Origin of the sequence: Sphingobium anseongense, assembly GCF_037725245.1 — a bacterium.
GTDB lineage: Bacteria > Pseudomonadota > Alphaproteobacteria > Sphingomonadales > Sphingomonadaceae > Sphingobium.
Window position 1 is genome coordinate 78,938 of sequence record NZ_JBBJUL010000012.1, and the last position, 17,058, is coordinate 95,995.

Here is a 17,058-nt window from a genome sequence, read left to right on the forward strand (position 1 = left end):
GGCTCCGTCAGCAGCAGGGAACAAGCTCGGCGATCAGCGGCTCGCACAGTTCCGCCCTGCCCCCGCAGCAATCCTTGACCAGGAACAGGGTCAGCGCCTTGAGCTGATCGAGGTCGGCGCGGTAGATGATCTGGCGACTGTGGCGCTCGGCACGGATCAGGCCCGCACGCGCAAGCCCGCCCAGATGCGATGACATCGTATTCTGGGGGATATTGAGCTGGCGGGCGACTTCGCCGGCGGCCAGGCCATCGGGCTCATGACGCACCAGCAAGCGAAACGCATCGAGGCGAGTGCCTTGGGCAAGCGCCGCCAGTGCGCTGATAGCAGAATCATTGTCCATATATCGATAATATTGGATATATGGATTTCTGACAAGCCCTGCAGAGGAATGCCGACACAGCAAAAGGCCCGGTGGTTGCTGCCACCGGGCCTTCGCGGGTTTCAGAAGGGAATTTCGTCGTCATCGACCGAGCTGTCATTGCCGCCCTGGTCGCCACTGGCGGGCTTGGCGCGGGTGAGGAAGGTCACCTCGTCGGCGATGATCTCGACGCCGTACCGCTCGATATTCTCGTTGTCGGTCCAGCGGGTGTAGTGGATGCGGCCGCGCACCATCACCTTCATCCCCTTGTCGACATATTGTTCGACGGTCTTGCCGACGCCGTTGAAGCAGGTGATCCGGTGCCATTCGGTATCTTCGATCCGCCGGCCATTGTCGTCCTTGACGATCTTGCCGTTGCTGTCGCGCTTGGGCCGCGAGGTCGCGAGGCTGAAATGGGTGATCTTGGTGCCGCCCTGGGTGGTGCGGGCTTCCGGCGTGGCGCCGACATTGCCGGCGAGGATGACGAGGTTCTGCATGTCGAGGTTCCTTTTTTGGGTGCCGAAGGGACCGTCCCTTCGACTGACCCCCGAAAAAGGCGGGCATGGGCGATGCTTCCACCGGAGCGCGTCAGCCGCGCAGGGGAACCCCGAAACAAGGGGTGGTGCGGGCAGCCGTGGCACACGGCAACTCGGCCCGAAGGGGAGCGGGTTGGAAGGACCGAACGACCGACTTAGGGATCAGGTCAAAAAGAAGGGATGGTGGCTTTGGTTCTATGAAACCCGGGAACCGGTGCAGAAACCTTGCCCTATCGCCGCGGCATGTCCCCGCCAGGCAGAGACCCCACAACCGGCCATCAGCGCTTTTCCCACCTTGGACTGTCGTCCGCAGCGAAGCGAAGGCAACGCTCACGGCAACAGACATAATGGCCGTCTGACGCACGGTACGCTTCAGGCCCGCCCATTCCCCGGCTTCATGGATTGGCGAGCGCCTTTTCGAACCGCGCACAGGATGATGCGGTGTGCGCCGTCACGCGATCTGCGCTCGGATCACGGCAAGGAGACGATCGACGCAGTGAGAGGCGTCGGCCATATCGAAGGGTGATGCTCCGGCCCGGAACAAGGCGTCGATCTGGTGGCGGCGATAGGCCGGCGAAAGGATCGCGGCGAGTTCCGGCAATTCCGCAGGCAGGTCGGACAGGCCCGCCTCCATCGCAAGCGCCAGGGCCTTTTCGAGGTCATGCCGAATATGGACACGGTTCCAGTCGTCGGCATAGCCGACCTTCATCAGAAAGGCTTTGAGGCCGAGTTCGATCGCGATCGCCAGCGAATGTGCGGCACTCGCGGCGGCGATCTCCACGCTACCCGCCGCACCGCGGGCAAATCCCATAGCATTCGCCATGAAAGTGGCGATCAGCGCCGGATCCGCGATCCCGGCGAAACGGCGCGCGGCGTCATCGAGCGTTGCGGCAGGAAGCCCGATCAACCAGCGCGGCCCTGCGATATTGCGCAGATGGCGCAGATGTGCCGAACCCGGTTCATCGGTGTCGGTGCCGGCCGACCAGCGTAGCAGCAGCGCGGCCTTCCAGCAGCGCCCGTGACGCTGCCGGAACGCCAGCAGAGCGCGCAGTTCCTCATCATGCAAATCGCGCATCATCATCTCTCTCTAGTTCGTGGTAGGGCGGCAGCCGGCGCAGCGTCGGCAACGCGGTTGGCTGGTGGACTCTGAACCGCGCCCCGGCCGCCAAAACGGCCGACGGGTTCCAGTGCTGCTCGACGACACCAAAAACGGCCTCGGCGCCCTCCCCTCTCGCCTGCGGAAATTTCCAGGGGACGACGGTAAGCGCAGCGAAAAAAGGGCCGCCGGAAAACCGGCGGCCCGCGGCTTCAGCCCGCAGCGCGACGGGCAGCTGAAGGAGGGCTTCCCAATGGGCCGCGGCGATCAACGACACGCAGTCCCCGAGCCTTGGCTTCGATGACAAGCCGCTCCGTCACGCCGTTGCCCTGGAAGGCGACCACGAACCGCGGCTTGAGCGAGAGCATCTGCTCGTTGCGACGGAAGCCCGCGCGATCCCCGAGTTTGCGATCGAGACCGAACCGCACCTGCTGGATGCCATTCTGCTCGGCCCAGGATGCTGCAAGCCGCTCGATACCCTTCATATCGCCGCCGTGTACGAGATACATGTCGCCGACATGGGCGCGAACCTTGTTGAGGGTGGCCAGCAGGTTATCGGCGAACGTCTTCATATCGTCGTCGTTGGCGAAGGTGAGGCGGCCACCGGCGAACACAACCGGCGTACCCTGCGCGGTGTTGGCGTTCAGAGCCCGCTCGCGGCGCGCCCGCAGGAAGGCATGGCCGTCGACGATCCCGGCGGTGACGCCGAGCGAGATGCGGTTGCCGGACGACGGCACCCACGATCTCCCGGTTTCGCGGATATAGTGGGCGGCGGCGACATCGCGCATGATCTCGAAGGCACCAGCGGATTCCTCGACCTTCTTGGCGAGATCGATCTTTTCCTCCAGATTGGCCGTGCTGATTTCGGAGCCGTCCTGTTCGGCGAGGAGAAGGCGGATGTCGTCGGTCAACCGATCGACCAGTCCGTGTTTCTTGGCGGCGGCGCGGTGGAAGAGGTTCACCAGGCCCCAGCCCAGGTCTTCGATGTCACGCTCCAGTGTGGTGTTTCCCATCGTCGTGAAGAGATCGCTCCAGATTGCGGTGACGGTCTGCTCCAGCGCCTCGGTTGGTGGCGGCGCCATGCCACTGAGGTCTTCAGCGCGGGGTTCGAGGTGCCCTAGCTCCAGTGCCGCGAGTGCGGCTGCAAGCGATGTGGACATGATAGCGAGCCTTTCTGTCTGTGCCGGCGGCCTCTCCGCCGGATGCGCATCCTCCGGGCGCTCGCAAAAGAGGGGCTGGCACCGAGGCACAGCCGAGGGAAACTCGCGAACAAGGGGTGGTGCGGGCAGCCGTGGCACACGGCAACTCGGCCCGCCGTTCGCGGGTTGCCAGCGCCTCGCGGGCGCCCATATGCGGCATCCTCTGGCGGGGAGGTATCGACACAGACCGGTTTCGCTTTGCCCTCAGCCTCTGCCGTCGATCCGGAACGGGGGTATCTCCAATTCCGCCGCTGCGAGTTGCGACAGCACCGCCGCGTAGCTGCCGAGACCGCGCACCGTTTCCGCCGAGATCAGGATCTCGTCATCGTCCGAGGCGCTGAAACGCTGAACGGTCGTGCCGTCAAAGACCACCCGCTCCGGGCCGAACGCCCCAGGAGCGCCGCCAGCCCAGCGGGCGAAGACAAGGGCATGATCGACACAGAAAGTCTCGATCGCCTCGAACCGGCCCCAGGCAACCTCATGGTCGGCCAGGTACAGGGGAACGCTCGTATCGAGATTGTCCGGATCGAACGCGGTGCCCTCCCAATCCGTGAAGGCGCCGTCGCTCGCGACGGCAGCGCAGAAGCCGGGAAGGAGGTCAGGGGACAGCGATCCGCCGATGCGGATCGCGACAGAAGCGCGATCGGCCATGAGAGTCTCCGTAGCTAGTGAGGGGGTCAGCCTGCGGACTGACCCCGGTGGAATGCGTCGAGCCAGCGCGCCATCGACATGCGCTGCTCGACGGGTTTGCGCGCTTGCGCCGCCTGGAAGGCGACCAGCGCGAGCGGTGCATCGGCAACGATCCGGTCAACCTCGCTCGGTGGCAGAAGGCCGAGCGCACGGATATAGGCGGTGATATTGCCCGGTCTCGGTATCGCCCCGCCGCGCCCGACAACGGGCTTGCGCCAGAGGCCCTCGATCGTGCGCAAGCGCGGTTTTGCGCGGGCCTCCATCAAAACGATGGTGCGAAGCTCATCCTTGGAGAGCGCATCCACCTCGTGCGGCCGCATTGCAGGACAGAAGAAACATGAGGATTTGGGCGGTACAGGGAGGCCCGCACGCTCAATACGGGCAATGCAGTCTGCCCGGGTCCAGCCCAGTTCGCGAAGGGGATAACGATAGTCATAGCGAGGGTCGGCATGTCCCTCGGCATGCGCATAGCGTCGCTGATCGGCACTGGAACAGTCATAGCCGATCAGTTTAACGACACGTCCGCCTTCTCCCCAGCACCGTATCGCGGGCGCCCATTGCGCCGTCCACTTGTCCTGCGGCGCCACCTTCCATTTGAGCGAGCACGACCCCCGCCCAAATGCCTTGGACGGTAGGGTAGCGTTGGTCAGCATGTTGGTGCCCAAGCTATCATAGGGCGGCCAATGCTTGAAATTTCGCGGTTCGTAGCGGACTATCTCGGACGCGACATCGTGACGGTCCATCCAACGCCGAAAGACCGGAATGAACGCATAGGTATCGGTCTTCTCGGATCCGGTATCGGCGAACAGCACCATATCGATCGGCTCGCCTCGTTCGACGAGCTCGATGATCATGGCGGTGGAATCGACGCCCGCGCCCCAGGCCGCGATCACTGGCGCGCGCTCAACCATCGGCCGAGTCCTTCGGGACGATGGTCGGGTTGATAAGCCGGTATGCGCGCGTCTTGAGCTTTGCGATCCGGCACACGGCGCCGGTTATGGGATCGCGAAAGAGCGGTGCCTTGCCCTTCGGATTGGCAATGACCGTGAAGCGGTCGCGATCTTCGCCGTCATTGAAACGAAGGGGTTCGTCGAAGACGATGGTCTGTCCCGGCTTCGGGGCCGGCTTCGCGCGTTCGAGCCTGCGGCGAACCAGGTTGGCACGACAGCGTGCGCGCCATTCGGAAGCGTAGATGCTGTCGGTCTCGGTCAATTCATCGAGAATTGCAGCGGGGCAGTCGCTTTCGCACGGTCCCATCCTTTCCGTCATATCTTTGTAGCCGAACGTGCAGCCGTCGCGCGCGCCGGTACTTTGCCTTGTCAGGCAGACGACGGCGAAGACGGCCCGAGCGCCGGACGCCTCGATCCGTTCGCACGCCGCATAATAGGTCGAACCGACCATCGAAGACGCGAGAACCGTGAGACGATGATCCGCGTGCGCATAGGTGAACTGGTTGTCGAGATAGGAGCGCGCAGTGGCGTAGCCACCCATGTCGCGCATGAAGAGCCAACCCATGAGGGATCTCCTGCAATTGCGGGGTTCAGGCGGCGGCCGCGAGGCGCACAGCGCCGATATCCACGGGCGTGCCGGCAAGCCGGCGCTGGAACGCGGCCACGTCGAGCAATTCAGCGATTGGCGCGCGGTGGGACTTGCCAACCTCCTGCCCGTCGCGACAGCGGATGATAGATACCTCGCTGTCCGGGAGGAAGCCGCGCGGGACGACGCGAACGGCAATATCCGCGTGGCGCAACTCCGTCGTGCCGTCTTCGTGATCGGCACCCATGACGGTGTTGATACGGGCGTCGTCCGCGTCGAGGCCGATGGCCGTGGCGAGACGTGCAAGCGCGCGACGCGCCTGATAGTGGAAGGTACGTTTGGCGTGGTCGTTTCCGCCGACGCTCTTCCCGGCAATGTCGAGCAGCGCTGGCGCGGCGGCGGCCGCCAGGCGATCCGCTTCGCAACGGAGGCGAAGGACGTTCACGCTGGGCGTATCGCGTTCGGCAACGTGTGCCAGATGGCGGATGAGAAGAAGGATTGCCGCGTCGCCGGCGACAGGCTTGCCGGCACGCTGACAATCGTCGACGGCGGCGTTGAGGGCGTGGAGCGCCGCCGGCAGATGCTCCAGACCGGCGGGGGAAAGGGCCTGATTGTGGCGGTAGAGCGTATCGTAGAGCATGGAAGCCTCCTTCTGAGCGCTCTGGCGCGCTCAAAAAGCCGAAGGCTCCCTCCCCTCCCCTGTCCTTGCCGCGGCTGAGCGCTACGTTGAACGGCGGTAGCCGCCGGGGTCTGGGCGGGCGATCGCCGCGATCATGCTGCTTCACGGATCTGTTCCTGGGCGACGTCCGACGTGGCGAGGCCAGTTGCGCGGAGCAGAAAGGCGGCGGCCGCTTCGGCTTTTGCCGCAGCCGTCATGATGGCGCGGGAATCCTTGCGCAGCACCGCGAGCCACGAGCCGATATACGCTGCATGATCGTCGATATGGGCGGTCGGGAGGCCAAGATCCGCGCCAAGCAGGGCGGATGTCATCTCGGCGCAAAGCTCTTCGAAAGCATAAGCGTTGTCGCCGAATTTCCTGCCGAATTCTCGGTTGAGCCGGTCAGGATGCCCGGTCCAATGCCCTGCCTCATGCGCTAAGGTCGACGCGAAATAGGCACGGGTGGAAAACAACGCGACGGGCGGCATCGTGATGCTGTCGGCAACACGGTCGTAGAAGGCCCGATCGCCGCACTGGTGAACCCTCGCCGGAAGGACATCGAGGAAGCGCTGTGCGCGAGCCGGCAGCTCGTCGTCGGGGGCGACCACGCTGAGGGGGCTTGGATAAAACTTCTCCGGCAGCCCCTCGATCTGATCGGCATTGAAGACGGCGTAGGATCGCAGCACGCGTCGCATTTCGTCGGAGGTGTCGCCGGTGACGGGCGACTCCACGGTTTTGCTGTAGGATTTGTAGAAGATGGCGATTTGCGACCGCTCGCCTTCGCGGACCTGGCCGCCCAGCGCCTGTGCCTGCTTATAGGTCATCCAGGTGCGAGAATGATAGCCGGCGCCTTCGGCGCAGAGCCACAGCCAGAAGCAATTGATGCCCTTATACGGGTCGCCGGTCGCGCGAAGGGGACGGCCGCCAAGGCCCGGCCGCCACGGTTTCACCCAAGGGCGTACGCCCGATTCGAGTTTGTCGATGATCGCGTTGGTGATGGTGTCGGCAGGCGACGGTTTATCGGTGGTCTTTGCCACGGTCATTCTCCTGATCTGGTAGAGGCGATCCCGGACCAGCACCCTCCCCTCAGAGAGCCTGCCGCCGGGGCACAAAAGGAGGGGCGACACTCCGCGAAGAGTGCCGCCCCCAGTCGCCTCGAACCGTGCAAACGGGCGTCAGGCCGCCTCGCTCAAATCCTCCTGATCGTCGTGCGGCGCGTCCTCCAGATCCGACTCATCATCGACATCATCACTATCATCGCCGGGATCGACATCATCGGCCTCGTCGATGAACGTCGAGCGCAGCGCGATGGTCTCGGGCTGCTCGATGGCGTCGAAGCGCATGGCATCAGGCAGCCAGGCCGTCGCCTTTTCGCGAATTTCGGCCTCAACGATCCCCTGCCCGTTGCAGAGCGAGGCGCAGGTTGCGGCAAGGTCGCCCTTCTTGGCGTCCTTGTAGCGCCCCCGCAGAATCGGCCCGCCAATGTCCTCGAGCGCGGCGAGCATGACCTCCTTTTTGACGCGGCCGAAGAAGTTCTCGGCCGTGGGGCGCCACCAATGCTCGACCTGAATGTCGAGCGCTCGACCAAGATGGTCATGGAACCCGTTGGACCGTCCGCCCTCGGCAATGTTCAGGCTCGGTTCCAGCGTACGGGCGATCGAGAAGGCCACCCAACTGCCGCGGGCCTCGTCGTCGAGCGCACGAAAGGCTTCGAAACGCTCGGTCATGGTCTTGTGACCGGCCCAGCTCGTATCGAGACGCTGGCGCTGATCCTCGATGGTCTGCGACGCCATCGACCCTTCGTCGCGGAAGCCGAAGATCGGAAATTGCGCGCCGCCGGACTTGAGCGTCGAGTGGGTGCGGACGTAGTTCTGCTCGAAGACGACATTCTGCGCCATCAGGAAGATGGTGAGGTCCAGCGCCATCGCTGGATCGCTGGCGATATGGGCGACGAGGATCTGCCGGCGCTGGGTCGCCAGTTCGTCGATCAGCGTAGCGCTGAGCTTGGGTCCATGATCGATGTCGCCGGCACCATCATCTCCATTGGCACCGCCCGTCGCCTTGGGCGGAGCATTGGGATCGACAACGGGCTTCTCGCTGAACATGCGGGTGTGAACGCGGGCTTCGCCATCGCCACCGATATAGACGAACGTCCCGATCTGCGCCCGGACCGCCGGATCGATCTCGCGACGGGAATCCTCGATGCCCTCAAGCTCCCGTTCGATCTCGTCGAGGCGATCGTTCGCCGCTTCCGCTTCCGGCGTCCCGTCGGCCAGTTCACACTCAAGCTGCTCGACGAGTTGGTCATTTTCGGCCGAAAGCGCTTCGACACGCGCACTTTCCTCCTCGCTGAGCGGCCGCGCGGGCGCGTGAAATTCATGAAGTTGACGCTCGAGATCATAGGGAACGTGAGTGGCAGCGATCGGCGTCACGAACGCGAGGCCCTCCGCCTGCGCGAGTTCGGCAGCGGCCGCTTCCAGCTTTTTGCTGGCAAGATCTTCGAGAAGATCGACGTCGATCCAGTTCTCGTCCCCCTCGGCGGCAAAGAGATCACCCTCGATGCGGCCGCCTGCCGCAACATAGGCATCGCGACCGACGAACCGCGCCTTGGCATCGTTCGCCTTGATCGTGCCGTTGAGGATCGCACGCCGGATGTTGTCGGGCTGATCGCCGTAATAGGAAGTGCTCATCTGCGTGAAGACGCGCGCCTGACGATCGATGTCGCTCGTCACGGCATAGGCCTGGGCGACACCCAGGGTAATTTCACCGGCGGCGAGCGCCTGGAACACGCTCGGCGCGAGCTCGGCAAGCCGCACCCGCTGCTCGACGAAGCGGGTGGTGACGCCCTGTCGCTTGGCCACGTCCTCGGCGGTCATCCCCTTCTGGATGAGGAAGTTGAACGCGGTGCTTTCATCCGCCGGGTTCATCGGAACGCGCTGGAAGTTCTCGGTGAGGCTCGCCTCGACCGAGTTGTCGTCGTCGGTAAGGACGAGGACAGGCACGACATGGTCGGCAGGCAACGTGCCCTGTTCGATCAGGCTCTGGAGTGCGCGCAGCCGGCGCCCGCCCGCCTTGACGGTGAAATGGCCCGCCTTCTTGAGCGGGGTAACGATGAGGTTCTGCAACAAGCCTTGGGTTGCGATGCTGGCAGCGAGGGCGTCGATACCGGCCTCACGGCTGGATTTGCGGACATTGTCCTTGGACAGCGAGAGGTTCTTGACCTTCACGGACTGGATCATCGGTTGTCTCCATCTGGAACTGGCGCGCCGCCTCGGCGGTCACGCGAGCCTGCTCATCAGGCCCACAAAGCCGAAGGCTCCCTCCCCTCTCCTGCGCTGAGCGCGGAGAGAGGACCTGGATCGTCAGGCGGTGATGCGCTCGATGACGGCGGCGGCATACGCGACGGGCACGAACATCCGCGTCCTGTGCTGGATGATGTCGGTAAAACAGCCCGCCGCCTTGAGTTCGGCAAGCCGCGTGTGCGGCCAATCGAGCAGTTCGAGGCGCTGCTGGCCGGCGACCAGGCTGCGCTTGAGCCGGTAGGCTCCGACGGACGATATCTCGCCGGTCGTCATCACATGCTTTGCGGTATCGTCGCCCGACACGGTGATGGCGGCATTGATCCCGAAGGCGTCCGCGAGCTTCGACACCAGCGGTGCAGGGACGATCCGGCCGAGGAAGGACTGGCCGTCATCGGTGTTCAGCCGCCAGACCTGAACATGATCGTCGGGCAGGCGATCCCAGACCGGCAGGAGCAGGCCCGCGACCAAATAGAGCGTGCTGGTGCGGGTCTTGTCCCGCATCTCCTCTACCTCGGCCTGCCACAGCGCCGAAAATTCCTCCTCGCTGGTCTCTTCCCACATCGTTTCGAGCAGCAAGTCTTGCCGCATCCGCTCGGAACGGGTCGGTCGAACCAACTCGTAGCGGCGAACGATCTCGCCATCGTCGTCGGTGAGCGAATAGGTGCTGCACCGGATCGCGGCCCTGCCGGACTTGCGATTAACGATCGGGCGCGCGTCGTCGCCGAGGATCCGCAACGCGCGGTCCAGCGGGAGCGGCTTGTAGCGCTCCTCCGTTTCGAGGCGCAGTATCTCGGTTTCCGCGCCGCTCGTCTCGTCGCGCCGGATCACCGTGCGATCGAGGATGGTGATGCGTTCGGCATTGATGCTCTCGACACCAAGATCGAGCGTGCCGGCTTCGCGCGCCGCCTCGATCCGGGCCTCGATCAGACCGAGATATTCATCGAAGATCGCATTCTGCAGCGTGATGCGCAGCGCGAGAATGCGATTGAGCCAGCGCTGAATGGGCGGCAGCTCCTCCTTCAGCCCGCCGCCTTCGCCCTCCAGCTCAAGTCCGGTGAGGGTCTGGAATTCGTCGAGTGTGGTCGAGCGCAGCTTGCCGTCGGCCAAAAGGCGGAACCATGTTTCGAGGGATTCCTTGGCATAGTCGCTTTCAAGATTGTCCCGCGGGTCGAACAGACCCTGGCCGCCCGTCTGGCGCTGGCCCCGTGTCAGGGCGCCAAGGCTGTCGAGTCGGCGGGCGATCGTCGAGATGAAGCGCCGCTCGCCGCGGCAGTCGGTCGATACCGGACGGAACAGCGGCGCGGTTGCCTGATGCGTGCGGTGGGTACGGCCAAGACCCTGGATGGCCGCGTCAGCGCGCCAACCGGGCTCGAGCAGATAATGGTTGCGGCGCGACTGGTTCTCGGCGGTGAGGCTGGCGTGATAGCTGCGCCCAGTGCCGCCTGCATCCGAGAAGATCAGGATCTTCTTCTCGTTCCGCATGAAGGCGTCGGTCTCGGCAAGGTTTGTTCGCAGCGAACGGCTCTCGATACGCTGGCGACCGTGCGCGTCGACGACGATACGCCGGCTGCGTCCCGTAACCTCGGCGACCGCATCGCTCCCGAAATGCCCGATGATATGATCAAGGGCGGACCCTACGATCGGCAGTGAGCAGAACCGCTCGACGAGATTGTCGCGCATCTCGATCGCCTCCTGGCTGAAGATGGGACGGCCTTCCTCGTCGGACATCGGCTCCGAGCGGGTCTTGCCAGTGTCATCGACGAAGGTCTTCATCTGTCGGACTGGAAAGGCCGCCGTGAGATAGGACATGACGAACTCTTTGGGTGAAAGCTCGATGTCCAGATTCGCCCGATCCTCGGCATTCAGCGCGGCCAGTGCCCGGTTGAGCATCGCCTCGGACGTCGAGACCAGCTGGATCACGACGCTCTCGCCCCGGGCCAGATCCGCACGGATCGCCGGGATCAGCGATGGCAGCTTCATGCCGATCAGGATCTGGCCGAAGAAACGCTGCTTGGTGGATTCGAAGATCGACAGGGCAGCGGCCTTCGCGCCGCTGTTGTAGGTGTCGTTGGAAAAGCTGTCCGTCACCCGGGTGGCATCGAGCGCGGTGCGCAAATTGGCGTGGATAATCGCCCACGCATCGGCATAGGCATCATAGACCTCGATCTGGTCGGGCGTAAGGCGATGTTCGAGGATGTCATATTCGACACCGGCGAAACTGAGCGCCCTGGCGACGTAGAGGCCCTGCATCTTCAGGTCGCGTGCGATCAATTCCATGGCCGCAATCCCGCCACGACGCAAACTGTCGACGAAGGCGCGGCGATCGGCGAAGGCGGTGGTCGGACCCCACAGGCCAAGCCGGGTGGCATAAGCGAGATTGTTGACGTCCGACGCGCCGGTTGCGGACACGTAGAGGACGCGGGCGCGAGGCAGCAGATTTTGCAGGCGCACGCCGGCGATGCCTTGATCGGAGCCGTCCTTGGTGCCGAAACGGCCTTCTCCGCCGGCGACACCCGCCATTTCGTGCGCCTCGTCGAACACCATTATGCCGTCGAAATCGTCACCGACCCAGTCGAGAATCTGCTGAAGACGGGTGCCCTTGTCGCCGCGGTTGGAGCGCAGCGTCGCATAGGTGAGAAATAGCACCCCCTCGGCCGCGCCGATCGGCGTGCCGAGTTTCCACTGATTGAGATGCTGGATGTCGAGCGCGAGACCGCCGACCGCGGTCCAGTCGCGACGTGCATCCTCGAGCAGCGTCTCGGTCTTGGATATCCAGATATGCTTGCGGCGCCCGCGCAGCCACTGGTCGAGGATGATGGCCGCAACCTGACGGCCCTTGCCGGCACCCGTGCCGTCGCCAAGGAAGAACCCCGTCCGATAAGGTCGGCCGTCCTGGTCGGGCGCGAGCGACAATCCTTCCTCGGCCGCCTTGAACAGGCCAGAAATGTCTCGCTCAAAGGCGTCACCGGCATAGATCAGGGTTTCGAGCTGAGCGTCGGACAGCACCCGGTCTGCGACAACGCGGGTGGGCAGCTTGGGAACGTACGAGGGCCGCGGTGCCGTAATCGAGCCCATGGCGATCGATTCCACCAAGGCGGTCGGATGCGCTGATGCATAGGGAATGGCGATGCGGCTCGGCCGGTACGGCAAGTAGACACCGACCGCCTCGCCAGTCGGCACGGGTTCGGCAAAGACATCGTAGCCGATATCGAGAGCGCCGAGAGACGGGGCGGCCTTCGCGATCGGGGCCGAAAGCCGGGGCCTGCTCGAAAGACCGCCGAGCAAGGATCCGTGCGCACGGGTTGGTGCAAGGCGCACTGGCGAGCATCGCGGGGTTGCCGTAAGGCTGGTAGCCGACGTGCTGATCGCCGCGAGCACCTCGGCCAGCGAGCTGCACCGGATGAGGGCGACGTCGTCCTGGGAGCCTTTTTCGAGAACGATCAGCTTCACGATCTGGCTGGTGCCATGTTTGACGTAGGCATTCGCGGGCAGTTCGACGTGGAGCGTGATCGCGCAACCCTCGGTCGCCTTCGTCCAGGCGCGGCTTGATGTGTCCACGCGATCGGGAAGGATAGCGGCGCAGCGCCCCCCGGCACCAAGCCGCTTCAAAGCGGCGCGCAGATGACGGAACGCGGCAAGCGGGTCGGCATGCCTGCCCATGCTGCGGGAAAAGGGCGGGTTGATGAGTACGGTGGTCGGGCGGATCGACAGCGGCAGCAGATCGTGGATGAGCTCACCATCGTGGCGACTGACCGGTGCGGTGGGAAATGCTGCCTCGAGCATAGCGGCACGCGCGGGATCGATCTCATTGAGGACAAGCTTGGCGCCAACGCGAGCGGCGAAGACCGCGAGGAGCCCGGTGCCGGCAGAGGGTTCCAGGACGGTATCCGCGGCGGTAATGCGAGCGGCGAGCGCGGCAAGATAGCCAATCGCGGCCGGTGTCGAAAATTGCTGGAGCGCGATCTGTTCTTCGCTGCGCACACTATGCGTCGGCAGCGATGCGGTGAGCGCGGTCAGGGCCGCAAGACACTCAGCCGTCTCTTGCGGCAGGTCAAGCGTGGCGAGGTGCAGGACCTGGGCCAGCTCCAGCACATCATAGGCGTCGCGGAGTGACCAATGCCCATCGGCAGCGGTTGAACCATAGGCGGTTTCCATCTTCCGGAGCAGGCCAGGCCGGTCCAGGCCGCCGCCCTGGCGCAGCACGGCACAGATCGCCTTCGCAGCAGTGATGGATGGTTCGGTGAAATCGAGTTCGAGAGCAGCGGCTGAGGTGCGCATTGTAAGCCTCCATTGCATCGCCCGGTGCCCATCACCGGATCAACAAGCCGGAGGCCTCCTCTCCTCTCTTCAGTGGGAGTGCGTTTGGATCACGGTGCGAGGAACAGCGTTGCGGGCAAGCCGATCGCGCAGAGCATCGTTCCAATCATCATGCTCGGATGGGAGCCATTCCTCGACCCTTCGCCCGTTGGCGCTGAGGTGCTCCCCTGCCCTCTTCAGGCAGATCTTCGCCGCCGTGTTCCGCTGGCCGAACACGATGACGCGCTTCACATGCGACGGTATGCCGACATGAGCGTAGCGCTCGGCACCAAGCACGGCCCAGACCGGCAATTGGAACCAGTCGATGGCGGACAGGGCATCCTCGATCCCCTCGGCTATGCCCAGAACATCATCTGGCTCACCAAAGCGCACGCTGCCAGAGCCGAGCAGACCCAGCGCCAGCTTGGGTTTGCGGAAGGGGCGCCGCAAAATGTCTGTGGGATCGAGAAAGGTCCGGTGGACCGCGACCAGGCCCAACTCGTTTCTCACTGCGGCGATCATTGCGGGAAGGGATCGCCGATCCTTCCCCTTCCCTATGATCGTCTGTGGGTTGAAGCGAAGGTCGGACGTGGGCGCGTAAAGGCCCCGGGCATGAAGATAGGCTTCAGCCGGTGTGCCGGCGATGGGGATACTGTGCTGCCACAATGACCTAGCCAAGCCGCTCAGATCGCGCGCCGGCGCGCGTGGTTCGACGTGAACCGGCACCCGATCGTGCAATCCCTGACGATCCAGAGCCTTGAGGATATCGGTCGATGTGCATCCCGCGAAACATTTGAACAGGATCGCCTTGGTGCCCAGGCGGACCGAAAGGCTAGGCGAGTGATCATCATGGGCGGGGCAGCGGCACTCTCCGCGCGATCCTGACCAGCGTCCACCCAAGCTCTCGACGATTTGTTTGGCGCGGACTGCTGCATCGATGGTGGCGGGCATGGGCGAAACTCCTGTCGAAATCCAAGGTCGCTCCGCGCATGCCCCCTCTCCTCTTGGCGATCGGCGCTGCCTCCTGCGATCTATGCTGCCTTGGTCGCGAGCACACCGAACTCCTCGACGATCCGGTCGGTCGTGTAGTGGGTGGTGCCGTCGCGCTCGTAGGAGGTGTCACGGAGCCGTCCGGCAATCCGTACGAGATCGCCAACCTGGGCCTTCTCATCGATATATTTACGCTGGCCGTCGCTGAAGATGACGACTCGGTTCCAGTAGCTATCCTCGATCCACTGATCGCCTTCTCCGCGGCGGCGATAGTTCGCGCATACTGAGATGTTCGTGACCTTGGGCTTGGCGTCGATTTCACCGATCCGTCCGATGATCTCGAATTTGGCAAAATTGATCATGCGACCTCCTCACTGCGTCTGCCCAGCGGCGACGAGCGGTAATGCAGCTACGATCGGTTCGCTGAGGATCTCGTCGCAGGGCGGAGCTGCCGAGGATCGAGACCGTGATGCTATCGTGGAACACTGATCTGGAGGTATCCCCCCAGCTAGGGGGATGGGTTACGCTGTCCGACCAGAGAGGCACAGCGAATCGCCTGCTTGGTCTTTTAGAATCACTCTAAAACAACGCCGCTGCTCGCAGCGGAAGGATTCATGATTCTAAGTGATTCAGATTCGGTGCCGAAAAGGTCTGCAATTTCAATGATCTGTCGCGTTTATCCTGACCGCGCGGGGGATTTTACCTGACCCGGCGGGGGCGTCATCCTGACCGGTCGGGGGGAGATAGCTGACCTATTGGGGCTATCCTGACCGATTGGGGGCGAGAGCATCTGGCGATCCCGCGCTTTGGAACTACGGCATTCTGGCGCGTTTATCGCGCGTGAGCGAGCCGAAAACGGGCAGAACCCGAATCGCATTGCGACTCGGCGGAATCTCACGGCTTTTGCGGAAGCGCCGCATGATTCCAACCTGACCGGATGGGGGCGACAAAAGTGTTTCAGCCTGCCCTGACTTGACGAGCGAGGACAGGTCAGGCAGCAATTAGGCGAATCTGCCCAATATGCGCTCGGCCTATATGACATGGAACATGCGGAAAATCTAAGCGCCGAAGCAGCGCAAGAGGCGCAAGCCGATTCGGCGCCGGGCCGTGCCATGCGCGTTGCGGCGGCCTTGCAGGCGAAGGGTGGCGAGGAATTCGCCAAACCCGGCAGCATCGTTGAGATCAAGTTCGTGAAAGGCCAATCGCTGAGCCTGACGGCGTCCCGGTTGCTCGCGTTGATGATCCTGACCGCAGGCGGGGATGCCTGGGAGGACCGGCCGCATCGCATGCGCAAGGCGGATATTCGCCGCGGTCACAAGGGTAACGAACGTATCTCCGACATGCTGGAGGAACTTCACCGCACCCTCTTCGCGATCGACGATCGATCTTGGCGCGGCAAGAAGGCTACGCTGCGCTTTTCTCTGATCTCGTCGTCCCGCGAAGAGGCTGAAGATACAGACGGGGCGGATGCGGGCTGGATTGAATGGGAGTTTACGCCTGATGCGCGCAAGCTCATTCAGGAGTCCGAGAGCTATGCCGTCCTCAATCGTCAGGCGGTGCTCGGCTTTCGATCGAGCTATGCCCTCAAGCTTTATGAGATCGGATCGCTGCGGCTCCATCGTCGCCAGTCGACCTGGAAGGGCGATATGGCGGCGCTGCGCGCAGCGCTGGGCATTTCGCCAGACGTTTATAAGGATTTCGCGCAGCTCCGTCGCAAGGTGCTCGAGAAGGCGAAGGCCGAGATCGACCAGCTGGCCCACTTCCGGGTGGAGTGGAAGGAGATACGACAGGGCCGAACAGTGACCGAGATCGAGTTTCGATTCGAGCCGAAGGATGCGCCGGCGCAGATCGCGACCGTCGATGAGATCGAGCGGCACTCGACGGGGCGCAAGGCACGCCGGGAGGGCGCTGTCGAAACGGTCGCCGAAACGGTGGAAGTGGGATCGGTCGTGAAGGCCGCCATCAGCGCACTGGTCGCGCCGGAGAAAAGTTCGGAGATCGTCTTTCCGCAAGGTACGATCCGATTCAACGCGGAAGGCTTGGCGACCATCGCCCGGTCGCATGGCGGTGGCTGGGATATCGATCTTATCGCTGACGCCTATCGCCAGCAGATGGGCGACCGTCTGGCGAAGCTCAAGGGCGCGAAACTCACGAGTTCGTGGACGGGCTTTTGCGAGAGCTTCGTCGCCCGACGGGGGCGACCATAAGCGAAATTGCACCGGTGCAATTTCGTCATGCCCCCACCGAGTCAGGATGGGCCGCCTGCTAGGGCGTTTGGCCACCGCTTTCGCCGCTATTGTCGTCCATAGCAGCGCCCCACTTTCGAAATTTCGCTTCTATTTGACGAAAAAGCGCAAGTAGCGCTACTATGCCCCCAGTTTCGCAAAGGGGCGCCCT

The 17,058-nt window shown here is 63.6% G+C and carries 14 protein-coding genes; 1 reads left to right on the forward strand and 13 read right to left on the reverse strand.

Translation table 11 applies throughout. The features are described from left to right. Window positions 1-7 precede the first annotated feature (7 nt). The 13 genes from WG908_RS14795 to WG908_RS14855 all read right to left on the reverse strand — a co-directional run bounded on the left by WG908_RS14795 (window position 8) and on the right by WG908_RS14855 (window position 15,023). Entirely contained in the window at window positions 8-340 is a 333-nt protein-coding gene (locus WG908_RS14795) for an ArsR/SmtB family transcription factor (protein WP_179563557.1), read from the reverse strand. A gap of 101 nt (window positions 341-441) precedes the next feature. Further along, window positions 442-855, reverse strand: a complete 414-nt coding sequence (locus tag WG908_RS14800) for a single-stranded DNA-binding protein (protein ID WP_056366854.1) — start codon at window positions 853-855, stop codon at window positions 442-444. Between the two features lie 490 nt (window positions 856-1,345). Next, the gene (locus tag WG908_RS14805) at window positions 1,346-1,972 is read right to left on the reverse strand and encodes a hypothetical protein (protein WP_340187294.1); all 627 of its coding nucleotides are present in this window, start codon (window positions 1,970-1,972) and stop codon (window positions 1,346-1,348) included. 230 nt (window positions 1,973-2,202) lie between these two features. Continuing rightward, window positions 2,203-3,150 carry a DUF2493 domain-containing protein gene (locus WG908_RS14810; protein ID WP_179563556.1) on the reverse strand — a complete coding sequence of 316 codons (948 nt, stop codon included), beginning with the start codon at window positions 3,148-3,150 and terminating at the stop codon, window positions 2,203-2,205. A gap of 243 nt (window positions 3,151-3,393) precedes the next feature. Next, the gene (locus tag WG908_RS14815; protein ID WP_179563555.1) at window positions 3,394-3,840 is read right to left on the reverse strand and encodes a hypothetical protein; all 447 of its coding nucleotides are present in this window, start codon (window positions 3,838-3,840) and stop codon (window positions 3,394-3,396) included. Between the two features lie 26 nt (window positions 3,841-3,866). Beyond that, window positions 3,867-4,790, reverse strand: coding sequence for a hypothetical protein (locus WG908_RS14820; protein ID WP_179563554.1), 924 nt, complete (start codon window positions 4,788-4,790; stop codon window positions 3,867-3,869). Then, window positions 4,783-5,394: a DUF6927 domain-containing protein gene (locus WG908_RS14825; RefSeq protein ID WP_179563553.1), complete on the reverse strand. Its 612-nt coding sequence runs from the start codon at window positions 5,392-5,394 to the stop codon at window positions 4,783-4,785. The genes WG908_RS14820 and WG908_RS14825 overlap by 8 nt, the downstream gene beginning before the upstream one ends. 25 nt (window positions 5,395-5,419) lie before the next feature. Continuing rightward, on the reverse strand, window positions 5,420-6,055 hold the full coding sequence (locus tag WG908_RS14830) for a hypothetical protein (protein ID WP_179563552.1): 636 nt from the start codon (window positions 6,053-6,055) through the stop codon (window positions 5,420-5,422). 131 nt (window positions 6,056-6,186) lie between these two features. Further along, a complete protein-coding gene (locus WG908_RS14835; RefSeq protein WP_218868281.1) occupies window positions 6,187-7,116 on the reverse strand; it encodes an ArdC family protein in 930 nt (309 codons plus the stop codon). 132 nt (window positions 7,117-7,248) lie between these two features. Then, complete coding sequence (locus WG908_RS14840) at window positions 7,249-9,312, reverse strand: ParB/RepB/Spo0J family partition protein (protein ID WP_179603874.1); 2,064 nt, start codon at window positions 9,310-9,312, stop codon at window positions 7,249-7,251. A 123-nt stretch (window positions 9,313-9,435) separates the two neighbouring features. After that, window positions 9,436-13,653: a strawberry notch-like NTP hydrolase domain-containing protein gene (locus WG908_RS14845; protein WP_179563631.1), complete on the reverse strand. Its 4,218-nt coding sequence runs from the start codon at window positions 13,651-13,653 to the stop codon at window positions 9,436-9,438. Between the two features lie 69 nt (window positions 13,654-13,722). After that, complete coding sequence (locus WG908_RS14850; protein ID WP_179563630.1) at window positions 13,723-14,622, reverse strand: DUF7146 domain-containing protein; 900 nt, start codon at window positions 14,620-14,622, stop codon at window positions 13,723-13,725. A gap of 80 nt (window positions 14,623-14,702) precedes the next feature. Then, a complete protein-coding gene (locus WG908_RS14855; protein WP_179563629.1) occupies window positions 14,703-15,023 on the reverse strand; it encodes a single-stranded DNA-binding protein in 321 nt (106 codons plus the stop codon). 750 nt (window positions 15,024-15,773) lie between these two features. Between WG908_RS14855 and WG908_RS14860 the strand changes: the two genes are divergently transcribed. Continuing rightward, window positions 15,774-16,868: a replication initiation protein gene (locus tag WG908_RS14860; protein ID WP_179563646.1), complete on the forward strand. Its 1,095-nt coding sequence runs from the start codon at window positions 15,774-15,776 to the stop codon at window positions 16,866-16,868. Window positions 16,869-17,058 lie beyond the last annotated feature (190 nt).

Excerpts from the sequence above, each read along its gene's own strand:
- WG908_RS14795 (WP_179563557.1), bottom strand. The coding sequence starts at position 340 with ATGGACAATGATTCTGCTATCAGCGCACTGGCGGCGCTTGCCCAAGGC.
- WG908_RS14800 (WP_056366854.1), bottom strand. The coding sequence starts at position 855 with ATGCAGAACCTCGTCATCCTCGCCGGCAATGTCGGCGCCACGCCGGAA.
- WG908_RS14805 (WP_340187294.1), bottom strand. The coding sequence starts at position 1,972 with ATGATGCGCGATTTGCATGATGAGGAACTGCGCGCTCTGCTGGCGTTC.
- WG908_RS14810 (WP_179563556.1), bottom strand. The coding sequence starts at position 3,150 with ATGTCCACATCGCTTGCAGCCGCACTCGCGGCACTGGAGCTAGGGCAC.
- WG908_RS14815 (WP_179563555.1), bottom strand. The coding sequence starts at position 3,840 with ATGGCCGATCGCGCTTCTGTCGCGATCCGCATCGGCGGATCGCTGTCC.
- WG908_RS14820 (WP_179563554.1), bottom strand. The coding sequence starts at position 4,790 with ATGGTTGAGCGCGCGCCAGTGATCGCGGCCTGGGGCGCGGGCGTCGAT.
- WG908_RS14825 (WP_179563553.1), bottom strand. The coding sequence starts at position 5,394 with ATGGGTTGGCTCTTCATGCGCGACATGGGTGGCTACGCCACTGCGCGC.
- WG908_RS14830 (WP_179563552.1), bottom strand. The coding sequence starts at position 6,055 with ATGCTCTACGATACGCTCTACCGCCACAATCAGGCCCTTTCCCCCGCC.
- WG908_RS14835 (WP_218868281.1), bottom strand. The coding sequence starts at position 7,116 with ATGACCGTGGCAAAGACCACCGATAAACCGTCGCCTGCCGACACCATC.
- WG908_RS14840 (WP_179603874.1), bottom strand. The coding sequence starts at position 9,312 with ATGATCCAGTCCGTGAAGGTCAAGAACCTCTCGCTGTCCAAGGACAAT.
- WG908_RS14845 (WP_179563631.1), bottom strand. The coding sequence starts at position 13,653 with ATGCGCACCTCAGCCGCTGCTCTCGAACTCGATTTCACCGAACCATCC.
- WG908_RS14850 (WP_179563630.1), bottom strand. The coding sequence starts at position 14,622 with ATGCCCGCCACCATCGATGCAGCAGTCCGCGCCAAACAAATCGTCGAG.
- WG908_RS14855 (WP_179563629.1), bottom strand. The coding sequence starts at position 15,023 with ATGATCAATTTTGCCAAATTCGAGATCATCGGACGGATCGGTGAAATC.
- WG908_RS14860 (WP_179563646.1), top strand. The coding sequence starts at position 15,774 with ATGCGCGTTGCGGCGGCCTTGCAGGCGAAGGGTGGCGAGGAATTCGCC.